Annotated in this window: 2 protein-coding genes; both read left to right on the top strand. The window is 69.9% G+C overall.

Annotated elements, in window-relative coordinates:
• Positions 1-489 precede the first annotated feature (489 nt).
• Positions 490-1,887: an erythromycin esterase family protein gene (locus AB0L29_RS35360; RefSeq protein ID WP_365833449.1), complete on the top strand. Its 1,398-nt coding sequence runs from the start codon at positions 490-492 to the stop codon at positions 1,885-1,887.
• 1,118 nt (positions 1,888-3,005) lie between these two features.
• Complete coding sequence (locus tag AB0L29_RS35355) at positions 3,006-3,281, top strand: hypothetical protein (RefSeq protein WP_365833447.1); 276 nt, start codon at positions 3,006-3,008, stop codon at positions 3,279-3,281.
• Positions 3,282-4,339: the final 1,058 nt, after the last annotated feature.

The raw sequence follows: 4,339 nt of genomic DNA, 5'->3' as shown, positions 1-4,339 counted from the left end.
CCACGTGCTCCGGCCAGACCCGGCTCCGCTCGGAGTCGGCCGGGGCGGACGTCTCACGGGGCGACACCGTCCGGAACGGACCGGATCGCACCCCGGTGTCGTCGGCCGGGCCGGCGGCCCGGCCAGCGCCTCGAACAGTGTCCGCACCGGTGCGGCTCCAAGCCGGCGGCGCAGATCACGCAGGCTTCCGGCATCGGACCGGCCACCGCGATCCCGTCCAGGCCACCGTACGAGTCCGCTGTGATGGCAGCGGCCACAAGGGGCAGAGGCTCCGGCCCCTCGTTCGACCGGTCATGGAGCGCACCCCGGGTGCGGTCAACCGTCTCGCCTGCGCCATTGGCCGGCCCTCGCCTGCACCCGCTCACACCGGCCGGCGCCGCCCCGTCGTACGTGACGGTACCCGGTGTCCCGGCGGTGGTGCCCGCGCCACCCGGAAGTGGGGGGCTTACCGGTTGGTGACGCCCCCGGTGCGGACGGAAACCTGTAGCCATGACGCGACGCAAGGCAGTGATCATTCCCTCGGTCCTCCTCTCCCTCGGCGCGGTGACAGTCGCCACTCCGGCCACCGCGCAGACAGCGCACGAGCCGCCCGCCCCGGTCCCGGTACCGAACGCATCGGTCTCCGGGCAGCACGCGCAGAGCGTGATCGATGCCATCGAGCGCAGCGCCCACACACTGAGGAGCACCGAGCCCGAGGGCGGTCTGCGGGATCTGAACGCACTGGGCCGTATGGTCGAGGGCGCCGAGGTGGTGGGTCTGGGCGAGGCCACCCACGGATCGCAGGACTTCTTCCGCATGAAGCACCGGGTCTTCCGTTACCTGGTCGAACGGAAGGGCTTCAGGACCTTTTCCCTGGAGCTTCCCTGGAGCAGCGGTCTGCGGCTCAACGATTACGTGCTGAAGGGCGAGGGCGATCTCGAGGACATAGCGCGTGAGGAGTTCCAGGGCTCGTACCGGATCTGGAACAACCAGGACTACCTCGACCTCGTCGAGTGGATGCGCGACTACAACCGTCAGCACCCGAAGGACAAGGTGCAGTTCATGGGCAACGACATGGGCTACGCCGGGCCGGAGCTGTACGAGAAGGTGACTGACCGGGTGGCCCGCGACTACCCGCATCTGCTGGGACGCGTCACCGAGCTGTACCGCGGTTTGGCGCCCGCCACCGATGCCGGCACCTACGGCGAGGAGTACTTGAAGCTGCCCCTGGCCGAGCGCGAGGAGCGAGCGGAGCGGACTGGGGAGGTGTACGAGCTGCTGCGGCAGCAGCGTCCCGGCTCGGGTGCCGACAAGCAGGAGCACACGTGGACGGTGCAGCACGCCAGGGCGATCCACCAGATGGCCAAGGGCCTGTCCCTCGACATCAACGACGAGGCCCAGATCGCGGAAATGATGAAACTCCGTGACCAGGTGATGGCCGAGAACGTGGTCTGGTGGCACCGGCACAGCGGCGACCGGATCCTGCTGTCGGCACACAACACGCATGTGTCCTACAACTCGTTCGATCCGCGGTACCCCAAGACACAAGGGGCCTTCCTGCGTGATGCACTGGGCAAGGACTACGTCAGCGCCGGGTTCAGTTTCCACCAGGGTGCCTTCAAAGCATTCGGCACGGACGACAACGTGATGCGCACCTACCGGGTGGGCGCCGCGGAGCCGGACTCCAACGAACACACGTTGGACAAGGCCCGCCAGGAGGACTACTTCCTCGACCTGCGCACCGTCCCCGACCCCGCGCGTGCCTGGCTGGACAAGGAGCGCGTGACCTGGAACATCGGCGCCGGGTGGCCGGACCCTGTCGAGTACAAGTCCGCCCTCGGCCAGGCGCACGACATCCTCATACACCTCAACGACGTCGAAGCCACCACATACCTGGGCACCATCTGATCCCCGGTCCCCCCGCTTCCGCCACACCGCCCGGGGCGGCCGACCTTGTGACGTCGCTGCCCGGGCTGTGCCGGCTGCGTGCACCGAGGTCCTTCGGGCCTTCCTCAAGCCCGTCGGCAAGGAGGCGGACGGCGGTGAGCCGGCCGTGGTCCGCTTCCGGTGGGTTCGCGGGCAGGACGATCCCCGGCGCGAAGCGGCACTGCCGTGACTCGGTCAGGGCGTCGGAGAAGACCGCGAAGCCTGCGCGGCCGGACTGCCCGGTCTACGCCGCCTCGGCGTAGACGCGGATCCGCAGGTGCAGGGAGGCCGCCCGAAGCGGCTGCGACGGTGGCCGGAGAGCCACGACATGGCGCGCTCGATGACCCGGCGCCGCCGCCCTGATCGCTCACTGGAGTGGAGGAAAGGGTTTCCCCGGGACCCCGTCCATCGCCGGCGGGGACGATGGTTCGGCTGAAGCCCCACGGAACCGATCGCCGGAAGGCGACCGCCCTCCCCTCCCGTCTCCTGACCGCCCCGGTCGGTTTCCCCCGAGTCCGCCGGGGCTTCCGCTTGCTCGGTACGGATGACTGTCGAGGGGTACCTGGTGGAGAGGCCCAGTGCGGATGCGTGCCGGGAAGAGGACCGGAGGGCCTGGTGGGCGCGGCCACAACACCGCAGGCGAGCGCCTTGGAGTTCGGGACGTCCTGCCGCAACGGCTGCGCGGCTCTCTCGCTCTCCATCCGGACTGACCCCCGCCGAGGCGGAGGGACTGTCGGTATGAATGGACAAAACCAGGCCGGGATTCCCCGTTCCGGCTGCCTGCCGCGGGCTGATGGAGCGGGCCGGGGAGGAGCCCCGCAGTGGCTTGACGGGAAAATGCCGGGTTCCGACACCAATGCTCCGCAGGACCGGGACGAGGAACGCGCGAGCCGCGTCCGACGGCGAATACGGCACGCCCTGCCGCAACCACCCACGCATCGCTCGGCACCTCGACCGAAGGCCAGCGCGCCGGAACCGGCGCGCGCCGCAGAGACCGGCCACACCCAGGCACTGCGGGACACGGCTGGGTTCCGGTGACAGACCTACCACCTCCCTGGGCGTCGCCAAGGGAGGTGGTCGATGAGGAAGGGGATCGCAACATGACCGGCCACGAAGATCGCAAACCTTCGCCGATGTCCGGCATGCGCGCCGAGCACGATGACCGGCCCGCCGAATCCGACGTCGGCTGGCCGCAGAGCACCGAAGAGGAGGGTGAGGCGTTGCGTGACCAGCCCGCCGAGGCGGTGGAGGAGGAGGTCTCGGTGCGCAGGGCGATCGACGACGACACGAGCACCGATGCCTTCACCCGGCAGGACGGCGGGGACCGCGGTGCGCTCGCGCCCGAATTCCGGGAACCCCCGGACAGCGACCCATGACAGCCCTCACGGCAGCCGAGGAGGCCGGGCACTCACCGGCCCGCCTCGGCCGTCCCCTCGGTCCGACGGGCCGGCTCGAGGCCATCGGCAGGCCTTCGAGAGTTGCGATGGGTGCCCAGGGGCGGAGGTCACGGACGTCCCCGGCGGACCGGAGCCGCCGGTCGATGCCGACCTCGACCGTCCACCCTGGCCATCCACGGAGATTCTGCAGGCCAACGCCCGTCTCGGTCGGACCCGTCTGAACGCTCAGCTGCCTTTGCATCACCGGACAGGCTTGACAGCCCCCAAGGAAACGGCTGCCCACCGGTCACTTGCTCTGACGCCCTGGCCCGTGCCCCTGGGCAAGGCGGCACAACCGGGGGACAAGCGGGAAGAACACGAGATCAAGCTCGTATCCGGCCCCGGGCCGTGCCCCGGATCCGGCAAGCGGCCCAGGGAGTTCCACGTCCGTCCACGGCGATGTCGACGTACCCCTCACGGCGAGAGCCGCTCTGTTCGATCTCGACGGCACGCTGATCGGCTCCGAGCCCAGGAGCCGGGCACTGTGGAGTCGGCTCTTCGCCTCCCACGGCAACGAGTGCGGCGCGGGCATGCGCGCTGGCTTCAGCGGGCGACGCAGCAGAGAAGTGACCGAGGAGCACCTCGCGGGGTTCGGCCCGCACGTCATGGCGGACCAGGTGAGGCAGGAACCCACCACGCTGAACGGTGAGCCGTGCTTGCCGCCCGTCCGGTTAGGCCCGGGCGCGGCCGGCTCCTTGAGCGCCTGCACCGGCAGGGAGTGTCCCGGCCGTCGTCACGTCCGCCGGCCGTGCGTATGCGTGCGAACACCTACTGACCTTCAAAGCGTGGTGTCGTAGGGGCTGACGTCTCGTGATCCCTGCGGTATGCCGGCGTGGCCGGTGGGAACGGTGACGGGCGGTCAGCGGCAGGCCGTTCAGCGTGGAGTCCCGGTGCCGGTCCTCTCCTGGAGGGATCGGGTCGGCATCGGGTTCTCCCGGAAGCCGGGCGTGGCGGTGGAGTCAGCGCCAGTCGTCGATCACGTAGGCGTCCGGGTGGCT

It is taken from the genome of Streptomyces sp. NPDC052701, assembly GCF_040678355.1.
In the GTDB taxonomy this organism is placed as follows: Bacteria; Actinomycetota; Actinomycetes; order Streptomycetales; family Streptomycetaceae; genus Streptomyces.
The sequence above is the reverse complement of the archived record's forward strand: the minus strand, read 5'-3'. Positions and strand labels throughout refer to the sequence as shown.